Raw genomic sequence first — 12918 nt, 5'->3', positions numbered from 1 at the left:
TCACCCCTCGCCCTCCGGGAGAGGGACGGGGTGAGGGTGCCTGTCCCCGTTCCACTGGCCCGTGCGTCCACTGGCGGTTAAGAGGGGCCGCATGACCACCACCAATCATCAGTTCCGTCTCGCCGCCCGTCCCGTGGGCATGCCCAAGCGTGAAGACTGGTCCTACACCGAAGAGCCCGTGCGCGAGCCGGGCGAGGGAGAGCTGCTGGTCAAGGTGCTCTACCTCTCGCTCGATCCGGCCATGCGCGGGTGGATGAACGAGGGCAAGTCGTACATCCCGCCCGTGGGCATCGGCGAGGTCATGCGCGCTGGCGCCGTGGGCCGGGTCATCGCCAGCAAGCACTCTGGCTTCGCGGTGGGAGACCATGTCTCCGGCTCCTTTGGCGTGCAGGAGTACGCCCTCTCCAACGGCAAGGGCGTCACCAAGGTGGACACGAGCTTCGCCGCGCTGCCCGTCTACCTCGGCACGCTCGGCATGCCGGGCATGACGGCGTACTTCGGGCTGCTCGACATCGGCAAGCCGCAGCCGGGTAACACCGTCGTCGTCTCGGGCGCGGCGGGCGCCGTGGGCACGGTGGTGGGGCAGATCGCGAAGCTCAAGGGCTGCCGTGTGGTGGGCATCGCCGGTGGTGCCGACAAGTGCCGGTACATCGTCGAGGAGCTCGGCTTCGACGCCGCCATCGACTACAAGTCCGAGGACGTCAAGAAGGCGCTGCGCACGCACTGCCCCAACGGCATCGACGTCTACTTCGACAACGTGGGTGGCGACATCCTCGACGCGGCGCTCACCCAACTGGCGATGCGCGCGCGCATCATCATCTGTGGCGCCATCTCCCAGTACAACAACACGACTCCGGTGAAGGGCCCGTCCAACTACCTGTCGCTGCTCGTCAACCGCGCGAGCATGACGGGCATGGTGGTGTTCGACTACGCCGCGCGCTACGGCGAGGCCGCGCGCGAGATGGCCGGCTGGGTGGCCCAGGGCAAGCTCAAGTCGCGCGAGGACATCGTCGAGGGCCTGGAGACGTTCCCGGACACCCTGCTCAAGCTCTTCAAGGGCGAGAACACGGGCAAGCTCGTGCTCAAGGTGGCCAACGAGTGACGGCTGGCGCCGGGGCGCATGGATGGCGCTCCGGCACCAGCAGGAGAGGGGACCGGCTCAGCGCGTCGCGAGTGCGTCGACGTGCTGGCGCAGGGCCACCTCGTTCTCCAGCCGTGCGCTGAGCCCGGCGATGGGCTGGGCGGCCTGGGCGATACGCCCGCGGGTGCGAGGACCCGCGGCCACGAGCCAGGCCACGCCGAGAGCGAACTCGGCCACGTCGGGAGCGCCGCCGAGCTGCGGGACGAGCGCGAGCAGTGCCTCCACGGCCTTCTTCACCTGCGCGCCGTGCAGGGCATGGCTGCTGGTGATGCCCTGGCGCAGCAGCTCCAGCAGGGCGAGCGCGGTGGCGCGGGCCTGACGCACGGGCTCGGCGCCCGCTCCCGTGCCCGCCCACAGGCCGCTGGCGAGCTGCTTCTCGAGCAGGCCCACCCCGCCGTCGGCTCCGTGCGCCGGCTCCATGGGCGCCTCCTCCGCGGGCGCGGCGCGCGACAGCTCCGCGAACTCCTCCGCCTCGGCGTCGTCGCTCATGGAGTCCATGAGGGGCTCCGCCTGCACGGGCGTCGGGGCCTTGTCCTTGAACAGGCCACCGAAGAAACCGCCCTTCTTCTTCGCGGACTCGGCCTCCTTGCGAACCGCGGCGGCGCGAGCCGGAGCGGGCGGCGCCATCGATGCGGCCGGCGCGGGGGCCATGGGAGCGGGCGGAGGCGGTGCACCCGGGGCAGCAGGCCGCGCGGCCCCGGGGGCGCTCCTGGCGGGGGCTGCCTTCGAGAGCACCGCCGGGAACGACCCGGTGCTGCGCTGCCGCTTTGCCCTGCCTCCCGATGCGCCCATGCTGTCGAAGCCGCCCTCGGCCTCCTCCTGCTTCGCCGTGCCGAACATGGCCCAACCAGCGGGAGCGTTGACGGGGACGACGCGAGTCTCGGGCTGGCCCGAGGCGCGGCGCTCACCGGTGCGCTCCTCCACCACGACGAAGGAGGTGTAGGGAGTGACGATGCCGTGAGCGAGGGCGAGCTGGACGATGCGGTCCTTGAGGGACTGGGCGCGCCGGCCCACGAGGGCCGCGTCCTGCCAGGCACGGATGCGCTCGGCGGCCCAGAGCTTCTCCACGGCGGGCCGGTCGCTCTGGGCGGGGAAGCTCACGGGGATGGAGAGGGAGAAGGTCTCCGCACCGGACTTGCCCTTGAGCACCAGCTTGCCGGAGCCGGGAGTGGTGTAGCGGCCGAAGAGGCTCCAGGGCGTGCCGTCCACGAGCTGGGGAGGCTCGGCGGGAGCCAGCTCCGAGGCTTCCACGCCCTCGAAGTGAATCTCCACGCCGGTGACGCGGGGAGCCAGCGCGCGGGAGAACTGGGCCACCACCTTGTCGTCGATGCGCTCGCCGGGGTGGATGAACTCCACGGCGCCGCCGGTCTGCTTCGCCATGTCCTTGAGCAGCACGTCACTGACGTTGGTGCCGATGCCGAAGGAGTAGATGCGCGCCGTCTTGCGAGCCCCCATCACCGCGTTGAGGATTTCGGACTCGTTGCCCACCTGGCCGTCGGTGAGCAGCACCACCACGCCATCTGGCACGGCCTGCACGGCGGCCTGCATGGGCTGGAGCAGCTCGGTACCGCCACTGGCGCGCAGAGCGGCCACCCAGCGGTCGGCCTGCTCCAGGGTCTTCTGGGTGAAGGTGACCGGCTCCGGCGAGAAGAGACGGAAGGAGTTCTCGAAGGCGATGATGTTGAAGCGGTCGCCCTCGCGCAGGTGGCGCAGGCACAGCCGGAGCGCACCCTGGGCCTGCGGGAGGCTCTCGCCGTCCATGGAGCCGGAGGTGTCCACCACGAACACCACTTCCTGACGCTTGGGGCCCGAGGCCATGCCCAGCAGGTCCGGCACCACGGTGAGGGCGAAGGTGCCCGGCTCCTCGCCCTTGCGGTGGGTGACGAGGGTGGTGAGGGGCATGCTGGTATCCGGACTGCGGATGCTCAGCACCAGGTCGCGGTCCAGGGACACGTGGGGCTGGGAGAGCTTGACGCGCGTGGAGCCCTCGGAGCGGGAGAGGTCGAGCTTGTGGGAGGGACTCTCCACCACGACCTCGCGGCCAAGTGACACGAGGAGGTCCAGGGTGAGGCCGTAGCGCGCGTCGCCCACGGGAGGGGTGATGCGGTCGGCGTCGGGGACGCGGTCGGTCGGATTGGCCCAGCCATGGGCGGAGCGGTCACCGGAGGAATTGCCGGGGATGTAACGGGGAGCGACGAGGGTGGGCAGGGCCCAGCGCACGCAGCCCTCCTCCACCTGGATGGCCTGGAGGAACTCCACCTCGACGAGCGTCTCCTCGTTGGGCAGGAGGTTGCCGACCTGGGCGGTGAAGACGTTGGGGCGCTCCTGGTCGAGCAGGGCGGCACCATGGCCGGCGGTCACCGCGTCGTCATAGGTGCGGAAGGCCTCCTCGCGCTCCTTGAGGACGCCCTGGACGCGGCGGCCGGCGCACTCCATGGAGAAGGAGGTGAGGGTGGCGTCGGAGGGGAGGGGAAAGACGTAGACGGCCTCGACGGGCTTGGACTCGGTGTTGCGGTAGCGCTGGCGCACGCGCACGCGGGCGTGACCTCCGAGCAGCTCGCCGCTGACGTCCACGCCCTGAAGGGGAACCTGCGCACCGCTCTGCGTGTACAGCCCTGCCTTCTGGATCTCCATGGCTCTACCTTTCCTGGGACTCCTGGATGAGGGCGCGCACTCGCTCCGCGAGCGCCCGGGTTTTCGCGTCCGCCGTGTCGGCGAGGTGCAACTCCAGCCCTGGTGCCAGCTCCCACCGCTGCCAGCTTGTCACCGTGCTGGAGGGGCTGGGAGGGGCCACGGCCTTCACCGGCCCGGGGAGGGGCGGCGAGGCGGGGGCGGCAGGTGGGGCGGTGGGCTCGGACTCGGCGAGCGCCTTCAGCTCGTCGGGGCCCAGCCGTGCCAGCTCCACCTGGATGGCATCGAGCGGGAGGAACCGCGCCTGTAGGACCCGGATGGCCTTGAGGCGCACCAGGTGGTCCTCCCCGTAGACGGTGTCCGGCCCCTTGAAGGGCGGGGCGGGCAGGAGCCCGCGCTGGACGTAGTAGCGCACGGTGCGCGGGGATACGCCCGCCGCTTCCGCCAGCTCCGTCAGCTTCCACTCCTTGCGTGTGTTCGTCGTGCTCACGCCACTGACAGTAAGACCCGACACCTGTGGTGTCAAGATGTCAGTGGTGAATTGTCACTGTCATGAAGCCAGTGTCGGGATGTAGGAGGGCAGGCGACCTGGCTTGCGTGGTGGGGGAGCGAGTGGGACAGAGAGGGGCATGGACGCGACGGGCGGCGTGGACATCTCCTCCATCCGGGTCATCGGGGCGGCGGTGACGCCAGCGGTGATGGTGTCGGCGTGCGGCATCCTGGCAACGGGGCTGGACAACCAGATCGCCCGGATGACGTCGCGCACGCGGGACATGCTGAAGGAGTGGCGCTCGCTGCCGGAGGACAGCCCGAGGCGCGAGGTGCTGCGGCTGGAGGTGGGCATCCTGGACCGGAGGCACCGGCTGCTGGCGCGGGCGATGGCGATGGCCTACGGGGCGCTCATCTCGTTCGTGGTGACGTCGCTGCTGTACCTGTCGCAGCGGCGCTTCGGCGTGCCGGACGTGCTGCCGGTGATGTCCTTCTCGGTGGGCGTGCTGCTGCTGGGAGCCGTGGCGCTGTTCGCGTTGGCGTCGTTGCGGCTGGGACGCGCCGCGCTCGAGCTGGAGAAGCGCGAGATGTTCGGTGTCGTCCTTCCGCCCGGGTCCGGCGGCGAGCGGAGGCAGTGAGCGTCACTCGCTGTGAGCTCCCTCTCCCTCTGGGCGAGGGCTGGGGTGAGGGTCTGCCTGCAGGGTGCCCACTCGAGAGTCGACATGACGGCAGAGGTAGGGGTATGGTCAATACCTGTCAGGTGACCATGACTCCCGAGCAGCAGAAGGAGGAACTCAGCAGGGCCTATGTCCACGCCGTCGCGGCGCGTTGCGGATTCGCCGTGGGGTCGTGGTCCCAGGACCAGGGTTGTGTTGACGTGAGCATCGGAGCGAGCAGCGCCTTGGGTGGGGGAACCCTGGAGGACCCTCGGCTTGATCTCCAACTCAAGTGCACGAGCGACGGACGCCACCTGTATGAGGACCACATCGTGTGGCAGCTCACGCGGACCCACTACGACAAGTTGCGCGCCCGCTCCTCGATCCCCAAGCTCCTGGTGGTGCTCGTCCTGCCCGAGCTGGAGACTCAATGGGTGGAGCACGGTACGGAAGCGCTCATCCTCCGCCGGTGCGCCTATTGGCTCTCGATGGCGGGGTTGCCGCCCACCACTTCCGAGTTCAAACGGGTTCGTCTTCCCCGTGCCAATGTCTTCTCTCCCGAGCAGTTGATGTCGATGATGGAGCGGGTGAGCCGGGGTGAAGCGCCATGAACGTCTCGCTCGTGCCAGGAATCGATGCGGTCCGGCCATCGGACGTGCAGCAGTACCTCCGCCTGAAGGGATGGCGCCCTCGGGGTGAGCCCCGGGGCCATGTGGCCGAGTACGTCCATGTGATGGAGGACACCGCGCTCAAGGTCCGGGTGTTGCTCGATCCGGCCTTCTCCGATTACGCCTTGCGGACGGCTGAGTTGATCGACGTGCTCTCGCGCTTCGAGCACAGGGCCTTCATCGAGATCCTCGATGAGCTGCTCATCCCACCGGGAGACCGCATCCGCTTCCGCATCTTCTCGGAGAGCACGCGCTCGGGGACCATTGCGTTGGATGACTCCATCCGGCTGAGAGTGGCGGCCCGGCAGCTCTTCCTGGCCTCTGCCCACTCCGCGCTGAAACCCCAACGGCATTTCGCCCGGCTTTCTCAATCCTCCGCGCTCGACCTGCTGCGCGACTGCCGCGAGACCCAGACGGAGCGGGGGAGCTACGTGACGTCGCTGCTGGTACCTGTGGATCCTCCAGTCGGTGGCCCGGAGGTGGAAGAGCCCTATGCCCGCCGTGTGACCAGGACTTTGATGGGCGGGCTGGTGGAGACGTCCCGGAGTGTCGAGGCTGGCGAGCCGGAGACGTTGCTGGATCGGGCACAGAGTGGGGTCAGCTCCAACTTCCTCACAGCACTCGCTGACATGCGTCCCGGCGGGGAGCGCTCCTTCGTGGAAATAGACATGAGTTGGTCCCGCGCGCGCCCGGAGCTGGTGCTGTCGCGCTCGAAGGTCCGGTTCGAGCAGGGCGTGTTCGGCATGTTCTCCGAGGCCGCGCGAGCCCTGCGCGAGACCACCCCGGTTCCCGGATTGGAAGTGGAAGGTTTCGTTGTTCGTTTGGAGCGGCCGGAAAAGGGGCCAGAGCTCCCAGGAGAAGTGATCCTCGCGACCCAGCTAGAGGACTACGGGAGCGCCAAGATACACGTGCGCCTCTCGGGAGCGGACTATGCCGCCGCTACCAATGCACATCGTGATGGATTGCAGGTGCGTGTCTTCGGCACCTTGACGAAGACAGGGCGGCGCTTCGAGCTTCAGGACCCGTCGGGCTTCGAGTTGCTCGCCGATGTTCCGTAGCGCTTCGTGAGCTGTGCTCGTCCGCCCGCCCTCTTGGTGGGTGAAGTAGCCCCTGCTGCCTGGACGCCCTCCCGATGTAGCGAGGCGGGGCTTCCCGGCGAGTGCTGCGCTGGGGGCGTGCACTGCACATGGTGATCAGCGGAGCGCCCGTCAGGGTGCTCGCGACCATTACTCCCGAGTGAGGAGAGACACCATGGACGAGACGCATCGCAGGACGTTCCGCACCCTACCCGGGGTGCGTTGGGGCGCGGTGGCCACGGGCGCATTGCTGGGCGCGGCGGTGTGGCTGGTGCTGCTGCGCTTCGGGGACGTGCCACGGGCGCTGGTGGAAGAGGAGGCCGGGCTCGGGCGGCAACTGTGGTGGGTGGTGGCGCCGCTGCTCGCCGCGGGCGTGGCGGCGTGGACGGGAGCCTCCGCATCGGGCGAGCGCGGCAATCTCGGCGCGTACCTGCACGGGCTGCTCTCCTGGGCGGGCGCGCTCCTGCTCGCGGCGATGGTGGGACCGGGCAGCGCCGGCGTCCTGCCGCAGCCGGGGTGGAGCGGGCTCGCGTCGGTGGTGGGCGCGGTGGTGGGCGCGGCGCTCGGTCGAGCCCTGCTGGCCGGACGTCTTTCCGCGCCGCGTGGGTTGCACGGGAGCGTCCGCCGGCCCCTGGTGTCCTCGACCGGGGCGCACCCGGTGGACGAGCCGGGCCGGGTCTCCCAGGCGCGTTCTCGGTGGCGCGAGGTGCTCACGGCACGGCGGGGCGCTCCGGAAGGCCGCCGGCCCGGAGCCCACGAGGACACGGGACGTCCGGACCAGGACCTGCACTGAGGTCACGAAGTGGGACACCCGTGAGGACGCGGCACGACACGGCAGGCAACCGAGGAGCGGACGGTCATGGCTGGAAACGGGACGGCGGAGCTACGGACGGGGCTCGTGGTGCGAGGGGTGGATGGCAGGCGCCTGGGCACGCTGGTGGGGCTCGAGGCGGGGGCGCTGGTGGTGGAGCGCGGCTTCTTCTGGCCGCAGCGCTTCACCATCTCCCGCAGTGACGTGGGCACGGTGACGGATGGGGAGGTGCGGCTGCTCGAGGGCGCCGCGTTGCGCGAGACGCACACCGGGACTCCCCTGCGCGAGCCCGGCCCATCACGGGAGTCCATCGCGCGCGAGGCCTCCGGAGCCAGCGTGCGCGAGGAGGGAGACGAGGCGCGGGTGCCGCTGGCGCGCGAGGACGCGTACCCGTTGCTGCACATGCGCGACGTGGGAGCGGTGCGCGTGCGCAAGGTGGTGCGCACGGAGCTGAAGCAGCTCACCGTCGAGGTGCGGCGCGAGGAGCTCGTGGTGGAGCGCCTGCCCGTGCAGCCGGGGGCCACCGCCGCGCCGGAGGGCATCACCGCGGGGGCGTTCGAGGCGTTCGAGCAGGTCATCCCGCTGTGGCGCGAGGACGTGGAGGTGGTGAAGCGCTCCGTGGTCTACGAGGAGGTGCACCTCAAGAAAGCGGTGGAGCGGCGCACCTGGACGGAGGAGGTGCCCCTGCGCCACGAGGTGGCGCGCGTGGAGGAGGAGGGCGACGCGCAAGTGGTCGTGGACGACGCGCGGCCGGACACGCGCTCGCACTGATTCACCTCACTCGGATGACTTCGGCTGGATGCCGAGCGCCCGTATCAAATCCAACGGGATGGGGATGATGGTCTGGTTGCCGCCGCCCGTTATCTCCACCAGGGTCTGCAGGTAGCGGAGCTGGAGGGTGATGGGGTTGCGGTCGAGCACCTCGGCGGCGAGGGAGAGCTTCTCGGCGGCCTGGTGCTCGCCCTCGGCGGCGATGATTTTCGCGCGGCGTTCGCGCTCGGCCTCGGCCTGGCGGGCGATGGCGCGCTGCATCTCCGCGGGGAGGTCGATGTGCTTCACCTCCACGTTGGAGACCTTGATGCCCCACGGGTCGGTGTGGGCATCGAGCACCTTCTGGATGTCGCGGTTGATGCGGTCGCGCTCGGAGAGGAGCTGGTCCAATTCCACCTGGCCGAGGATGGCGCGCAGGGTGGTCTGGGCGAGCTGGCTGGTGGCGTAGAGGTAGTCCTCCACCTGGAGCACGGCCTTGTCGGCGTGGATGACGCGGAAGTAGACGACGGCGTTCACCTTCACGCTGACGTTGTCCCGGGTGATGACATCCTGCGGGGGCACGTCGCGAGCCACGGTGCGCATGTCGATGATGACGATGCGCTCGACGAAGGGGATGATCCACCGGAAGCCGGCGCGCTTGATGCCCACGAAGCGGCCGAGCCGGAAGACGACACCGTTCTCGTACTCGTTGACGATGCGCACGCCGGAGAGGAAGGCGAGCACGAGGATACCCAGGGGGATGAGCAGCCCGAGGGCGCCGAAGAAATCGGTCATGAAGTCACCTCATCGACGAAGAGGGTGAGCCCCTCCACGCGGCGCACGATGACCCGGGCACCTGCGGGAAGGGGAGCGGAGGAGACGGCGGCCCAGCGTTCGCCATGGACGAACACCTCGCCGCCGGAGGGAGAAACGGCGTCGAGCACCTGGCCCACCTCGCCGACGAGGCCCACGTCTCCGGCGAGCTGGGGTTTGCGGCGGGTTTCGGCGGCGCGGAAGGCGAGGTAGATGGCGGCCCCGGCGACGAAGACGGCGGTGGGGAGCATGGTGCGCAGGGGAACGTGCAGGGGGCTGTCGAGGAACCACTCCGGGTCGAAGCGGTCCACGAGGAACACGCCGCCGAGCACGAGCAGCCCGAAGCCCGCGGCGCCGAGCAGGCCGCTGGTGACGAAGAGCTCGGCGACGAGCAGGGCGATGCCGAACAGCATGAGGACGATGGCGCCGGTGCGGACGGGGAGGGCGGAGGAGGCGAGCAGGGCGAGCACGAGGCACACCACGCCGATGAGACCTGGGGCGAAGAGGCCGGGGTGGGTGAGCTCCACGGCGATGCCGAGGCCGGCGAGGAGGAAGAGGATGTAGACGACGGCCGGCTGGGCGAGGGCGTGGAGGAAGCGCTGGGAGAAGGAGGGCCGCAGCTCGACGATGTGAGCGTTGGCGGTGCGCAGGGTGACGGGCGAGTCGCCGATGGTGACGGAGCGGCCATGGGCCCACTCGAGGAAGGACTCCTGGGTGGGGGCGATGTGCTCGATGACATTCAGGGCGAGGGCCTTTTCGGCGGGGACGCTCTCGCTCTGACGGACGGCGCGGATGGCCCACTCGACGTTGCGTCCGCGCTGTTTGGCGATGGACTCGACGAAGGCGACGGCGTCGTTCTCGATTTTGCGGGCCATCTCCTTGCCCCCGGCGTCCTCGGGGTCCTGGCCGGTGAGGCCGACGACGGGATGGGCGGCGCCGATGTTGGTACCTGGCGCCATGGCGGCGAGGTGGGAGGCGAGGGTGATGAAGACGCCAGCGCTGCCGGCGCGGGCGCCGGAGGGACCGACCCAGACGAGGACGGGGATGCGGGCACCGAGGAAGGCGCGGACGATGTCGCGGGTGGACTCGAGCTCGCCGCCGGGAGTGTCGAGGCGGACGAGGAGGGCCTGATGACCGGCCTCGTGGGCGCGGCGGACACAATCGACGAGGAAGGCGCGGGAGCCGGCATCGACGGTGCCATCGAGGACGCAGCGGGAGACGACGGGAGGAGCGGGAGAATCCGCACGGCTGGCCGTCTGACCGAGCAGCAGCAGCCCCAGCAGGAGCACTGTCCAAACCGAACGCCGAGACCCGCCCATCGCGCCACCGCCTCTCACCCCGCCAGAACACCCCGCCAGAACATCCCGGCCCACATCCCCGCCCACTTCCCCTCTCCCCTCGGGAGAGGGACGGGGTGAGGGTATCGGTCCCCGTACTCCAGTCCGTGAATCAGCCTGGACCACGTATCCACTGTGCGTCGTGGTGTCGCCCCTCCCTGGAAGGCACCATCCAACCGAGTACGTCTCTCAGCGGCCAGATGTCACCTGTGCCACAGACGAGCCGGCGCTCTCCATCATCCCACCGTGGCGGCACCCTCTCCCTCTGGGAGAGGGCTGGGGTGAGGGTCTTCCCGGGACTGTTCTCCGGCGAGCCGCTCGAGCAGAAGCAACTCATCGAGAAGCAGCCGGGGCGTGAGGAAGTGATGGCGGACGCGCTCGCGGCCGCTCTCCCCGAGGGCCCGCGAGGTCCGCGGATGGCGCAGCAGGTGGAGCAGCGCCTCGGCGCACTCCTCGATGCTGTCCACGAGAATTCCACCGGTGCCTGGGGGCATCTGCATGGGGATGCCGCCGACGCGTCCGGCGACGACGGGGGTGCCCTTCCAGAGGGCCTCGGAGACGACGAGCCCGAAGCCCTCGCGCAGGGACTTCTGGATGACGACGTCGGAGAGGGACTGGAAGGCATTGACCTCGACATTGCCCACGCCGACGAGGTTGGTGAAGACGTGGATGAGGGGATCTCCGGCGGTGTCGGCGCGGACCTTCTCGTAGATGTCCCAGGCCTCGGGGTCATCGAGGGCCATGGAGCTGACGAGGGCGAGCTGGAGCTGGGGGATGAGCTGGCGGACGAGCCGGTAGGCGGCGACGACGCCGAGGGGGTCCTTCCACTTGTCGAAGCGGCTGACCTGGGTGACGAGGGGCTGGCCGAGCCGGACGCCGATCCACTCGAGGATGTGGCGGGCGAGCGCCTTGGGGAGGGCGAGGTTCTTGGGGCTGAGCGGGTCGATGGCGGGGGGGATGATGGCGACGCGGCGGATGGGGAAGTGAGGGGGGATGAAGTTCTCGAGGGTGAAGACGGCGGCGTCGTAGGCGGCGAGGTAGGGGGTGAGGAATTCCCAGATGGCGGGATTGGGGTGGGAGGTGTCGATGTGGCAGCGCCAGATCCACCGGGAGCCGCGGTGGCGGGCGAGTCCGGCGATGGCGGCGGGTTGGGGGTCGTGGACGATGACGAAGTCATAGCCCTCGGCGAGGTGGGGGGCGTTGAGCTGGGCGTTGCCGAGATAGAGGGCCTTCTCGGTCTCGGAGAGCTCGCCGGGAGCACCCTGCAGGCCGTTGTGGAGCCGTTTGGTGATTTGAAAGAAGGCGTCGTCGCCGCGGATGATCTTCCACTCGGCCTGGAGTCCGAGGTCCTTGAGGAGGGGGACGCAGGAGCGGAGGATTTCCGAGACGCCGCCGCCGTAGGAGGTGGCGTTGAGGTGGAGGATGCGGGCGCCGCGAAGACGTTGGGAGACGCGCACGAGCTCCTCGAGCAGCTCATCGGGGGCGACACCCCGGTACGCCGCGAGGGATCTGTCACCGATGTCGATGACGTCGAGCATGGGGCCTCCCGCCACGAGACTCGGGAGAAAGGTGACGACGGAGGCGAGGGGAGGCGGGGGGGAGGAGCCTGAAGGGTGGAGCGGGAGACGATGAGGCGAGCGCCTCTCGGGGCGCGTGCATCCGATGGAGGACGGAGCGGAGCAGGAGCGCGTTGCGGAGGAGGGAGGGGCTCCCTACGGTGGGAGGGGGATGCTTTCAGGAGGACGCATGCGCCGTGCCTTGCTCATCACGATAGGAGTGGTCGTTTCCCTGCTGGCCTGCCGGACGACGCAGCCACCGGGAACGGAGAACGCGATGCCGATCCAGGATCCGGCGCAGAAGGAGGATGCGCAGCTGGTGCCGGCGGAGCCGCCTGGGCCCGCGGGTCCGCTCGCGCTGCCGACGGACTCGGACGGAGGAACGCCTCCCTGACCCCAGGCGAGAACAGGAGCCCTACCGTGGACCCTCTCCCTCGCCCTCCGGGAGAGGGGTCGGGGGTGAGGGTGCCGGAGTCCCCGGGTTGAGCCCGGGTGCACCCCCTATGCTTCGAGCAATGCCTTCAGTGCCGCCAGGTCCTGTTCCACCATCGCGGCGTCTTGTGCGAACTGCGCATCTGTCATGCCGGGTTGCCGGAAGAGGGTGAACACCACCTCACTGGCCGAGCCATGCGCGATGACGCGCAGGGGGACATAGACCTCGATACCTGGAGCCGGGCTGACGGAGTGGTCCAGGACGCCGAACGGATTGGGGGGCGCGAACCGCAGCCGGGCCGGGCCCTGGGGCGTCTGGACGAGCCACTGTTCACCGTCGCGGACGACCGAGCCACCGATCCCCTTCGCCCAGCGCGGCAGGTTCATGGGATTGGACGCGAACGCGTAGACGGCGTCGAGGGGGCGCGCGATGCCGATGCGCAGATGCCTCACGGTGTCTTCCTTCGCCATGGCGGTACCTCCTGCGACGAGCCTTGCAGGTACGTAATCACCTGCCGGCCGGGCGGGAAGCCTCGTGAGGCCCACGGTGTCAGTGAC

Annotated in this window: 13 protein-coding genes; 7 read left to right on the top strand and 6 right to left on the bottom strand. The window is 69.6% G+C overall.

Annotated features, from left to right (window positions below; genetic code table 11):
* The first annotated feature begins 91 nt into the window (after positions 1–91).
* A complete protein-coding gene (locus BO221_RS12040; RefSeq protein ID WP_073560560.1) occupies positions 92–1102 on the top strand; it encodes an NADP-dependent oxidoreductase in 1011 nt (336 codons plus the stop codon).
* Positions 1103–1159: 57 nt separating this feature from the next.
* On the opposite strand, the gene BO221_RS12035 is transcribed toward BO221_RS12040, so the two are convergent.
* Positions 1160–3775, bottom strand: coding sequence for a VIT domain-containing protein (locus BO221_RS12035; protein WP_073560559.1), 2616 nt, complete (start codon positions 3773–3775; stop codon positions 1160–1162).
* Between the two features lie 4 nt (positions 3776–3779).
* Positions 3780–4262, bottom strand: coding sequence for a helix-turn-helix domain-containing protein (locus BO221_RS12030; RefSeq protein WP_073560558.1), 483 nt, complete (start codon positions 4260–4262; stop codon positions 3780–3782).
* 139 nt (positions 4263–4401) lie between these two features.
* Here BO221_RS12030 and BO221_RS12025 point away from each other — a divergent pair, with 139 nt between their 5' ends.
* The 5 genes from BO221_RS12025 to BO221_RS12005 all read left to right on the top strand — a co-directional run bounded on the left by BO221_RS12025 (position 4402) and on the right by BO221_RS12005 (position 8243).
* Positions 4402–4899, top strand: a complete 498-nt coding sequence (locus BO221_RS12025) for a DUF2721 domain-containing protein (protein WP_073560557.1) — start codon at positions 4402–4404, stop codon at positions 4897–4899.
* A gap of 104 nt (positions 4900–5003) precedes the next feature.
* The gene (locus BO221_RS12020) at positions 5004–5528 is read left to right on the top strand and encodes a DUF4365 domain-containing protein (protein WP_083680971.1); all 525 of its coding nucleotides are present in this window, start codon (positions 5004–5006) and stop codon (positions 5526–5528) included.
* Positions 5525–6643 (top strand): hypothetical protein, encoded by a 1119-nt coding sequence (locus BO221_RS12015; protein WP_073560556.1) that lies wholly within the window; start codon positions 5525–5527, stop codon positions 6641–6643. The genes BO221_RS12020 and BO221_RS12015 overlap by 4 nt, the downstream gene beginning before the upstream one ends.
* Before the next feature lie 193 nt (positions 6644–6836).
* Entirely contained in the window at positions 6837–7454 is a 618-nt protein-coding gene (locus BO221_RS12010) for a hypothetical protein (RefSeq protein WP_073560555.1), read from the top strand.
* 66 nt (positions 7455–7520) lie between these two features.
* A complete protein-coding gene (locus BO221_RS12005; RefSeq protein ID WP_073560554.1) occupies positions 7521–8243 on the top strand; it encodes a YsnF/AvaK domain-containing protein in 723 nt (240 codons plus the stop codon).
* Between the two features lie 6 nt (positions 8244–8249).
* Here BO221_RS12005 and BO221_RS12000 read toward each other — a convergent pair whose 3' ends face one another.
* The 3 genes from BO221_RS12000 to BO221_RS11990 form a co-directional block, all read right to left on the bottom strand.
* Positions 8250–9017 carry a slipin family protein gene (locus tag BO221_RS12000; RefSeq protein ID WP_073560553.1) on the bottom strand — a complete coding sequence of 256 codons (768 nt, stop codon included), beginning with the start codon at positions 9015–9017 and terminating at the stop codon, positions 8250–8252.
* Positions 9014–10324 (bottom strand): nodulation protein NfeD, encoded by a 1311-nt coding sequence (locus BO221_RS11995; RefSeq protein WP_369864748.1) that lies wholly within the window; start codon positions 10322–10324, stop codon positions 9014–9016. The genes BO221_RS12000 and BO221_RS11995 overlap by 4 nt, the downstream gene beginning before the upstream one ends.
* A gap of 284 nt (positions 10325–10608) precedes the next feature.
* Entirely contained in the window at positions 10609–11910 is a 1302-nt protein-coding gene (locus BO221_RS11990; protein WP_073560551.1) for a glycosyltransferase, read from the bottom strand.
* 208 nt (positions 11911–12118) lie between these two features.
* Here BO221_RS11990 and BO221_RS11985 point away from each other — a divergent pair, with 208 nt between their 5' ends.
* A complete protein-coding gene (locus BO221_RS11985; protein WP_073560550.1) occupies positions 12119–12322 on the top strand; it encodes a hypothetical protein in 204 nt (67 codons plus the stop codon).
* A 107-nt stretch (positions 12323–12429) separates the two neighbouring features.
* Here the strand turns inward: BO221_RS11985 and BO221_RS11980 are convergent, their stop codons facing one another.
* Positions 12430–12831: a polyketide cyclase gene (locus BO221_RS11980; protein WP_073560549.1), complete on the bottom strand. Its 402-nt coding sequence runs from the start codon at positions 12829–12831 to the stop codon at positions 12430–12432.
* Between the last annotated feature and the right edge of the window lie 87 nt (positions 12832–12918).

The sequence above is a fragment of the Archangium sp. Cb G35 genome (assembly GCF_001896145.1).
In the GTDB taxonomy this organism is placed as follows: domain Bacteria; phylum Myxococcota; class Myxococcia; order Myxococcales; family Myxococcaceae; genus Archangium; species Archangium violaceum.
Note: the sequence above shows the minus strand (reverse complement) of the source record. Positions and strands in the feature narration are given on the sequence as shown.

Coding starts and splice junctions, on each gene's coding strand:
- BO221_RS12040 (WP_073560560.1), top strand. CDS start 92: ATGACCACCACCAATCATCAGTTCCGTCTCGCCGCCCGTCCCGTGGGC.
- BO221_RS12035 (WP_073560559.1), bottom strand. CDS start 3,775: ATGGAGATCCAGAAGGCAGGGCTGTACACGCAGAGCGGTGCGCAGGTT.
- BO221_RS12025 (WP_073560557.1), top strand. CDS start 4,402: ATGGACGCGACGGGCGGCGTGGACATCTCCTCCATCCGGGTCATCGGG.
- BO221_RS12020 (WP_083680971.1), top strand. CDS start 5,004: ATGGTCAATACCTGTCAGGTGACCATGACTCCCGAGCAGCAGAAGGAG.
- BO221_RS12015 (WP_073560556.1), top strand. CDS start 5,525: ATGAACGTCTCGCTCGTGCCAGGAATCGATGCGGTCCGGCCATCGGAC.
- BO221_RS12010 (WP_073560555.1), top strand. CDS start 6,837: ATGGACGAGACGCATCGCAGGACGTTCCGCACCCTACCCGGGGTGCGT.
- BO221_RS12005 (WP_073560554.1), top strand. CDS start 7,521: ATGGCTGGAAACGGGACGGCGGAGCTACGGACGGGGCTCGTGGTGCGA.
- BO221_RS12000 (WP_073560553.1), bottom strand. CDS start 9,017: ATGACCGATTTCTTCGGCGCCCTCGGGCTGCTCATCCCCCTGGGTATC.
- BO221_RS11990 (WP_073560551.1), bottom strand. CDS start 11,910: ATGCTCGACGTCATCGACATCGGTGACAGATCCCTCGCGGCGTACCGG.
- BO221_RS11985 (WP_073560550.1), top strand. CDS start 12,119: ATGCGCCGTGCCTTGCTCATCACGATAGGAGTGGTCGTTTCCCTGCTG.
- BO221_RS11980 (WP_073560549.1), bottom strand. CDS start 12,831: ATGGCGAAGGAAGACACCGTGAGGCATCTGCGCATCGGCATCGCGCGC.